Annotated in this window: 1 protein-coding gene; it reads left to right on the forward strand. The window is 43.3% G+C overall.

Features of this window, described 5'->3' with window-relative positions:
- The coding region (locus CP352_RS10880) for a phosphoribosylformylglycinamidine synthase subunit PurQ (RefSeq protein WP_198995332.1) at positions 1-372 on the forward strand (372 nt) is incomplete at both ends.

Consider the following 372-nt stretch of genomic DNA (forward strand, 5'->3'; position numbering starts at 1 on the left):
GACTACTTAAGAGCGGGGGCAATTGCTCGCTTTACTAATATTATGCCAGCGGTTATCAAGATGGCAGAAGAAGGGAAACCAGTATTTGGAACCTGCAATGGTTTCCAGATTTTAACTGAAGTCGGTCTTCTTCCTGGGGCGTTAAAGCGGAATGATAGTCAAAAGTTCGTCTGCAAGACCGTTCCCCTGGAAGTGGTTAATAATGAAACGATCTTTACTCAACAATATGAAAAGCACGAACGAATCGCTTTGCCAATTGCTCATGCTGACGGAAGCTATTTTGCAGATAAAGAGACACTTGACCGCCTTGAAAAGAATCATCAGGTTGTTTTTCGGTATGCTGAGGAAAACCCAAATGGCAGTCTGCGTAAT

Origin of the sequence: Lactobacillus sp. UMNPBX1, from assembly GCF_002554085.1 — a bacterium.
GTDB classification, from domain to species: Bacteria; Bacillota; Bacilli; order Lactobacillales; family Lactobacillaceae; genus Lactobacillus; species Lactobacillus crispatus.